Source organism: Alkalihalophilus lindianensis (genome assembly GCF_032843265.1).
Classification (GTDB): Bacteria; Bacillota; Bacilli; order Bacillales; family Bacillaceae_D; genus Alkalihalophilus; species Alkalihalophilus lindianensis.
On sequence record NZ_JAWJBA010000986.1, the window covers coordinates 1 to 239 of the forward strand.

The following is a 239-nucleotide window of genomic DNA, read 5'->3' on the forward strand; positions in this document are numbered from 1 at the left end:
CCCACTCCTAATCGTGTTATTTACATTAATCCCTTATATCCCAATTTCGCAAGAGGATATGCTGGGAATGATTCGGAAGTTTGCACCGGTTGAAACGTCGAAGTTTATTGAAAAAACAATAAAGGAAATTATGAGTCATCGCAGCGGCGGATTGCTTTCATTTGGTATTATCGGGACGATTTGGCCCGCGTCAAACGGGATTAATGCGATTGTCAGGGCCTTTAATAAAGCTTACAATG

1 protein-coding gene is annotated in these 239 nt (G+C 41.4%); it reads left to right on the plus strand.

Features of this window, described 5'->3' with window-relative positions:
* Positions 1-13: 13 nt before the first annotated feature.
* On the plus strand, positions 14-239 hold a 226-nt coding region (locus RYX56_RS25065), incomplete at its 3' end, for a YhjD/YihY/BrkB family envelope integrity protein (protein WP_317124477.1).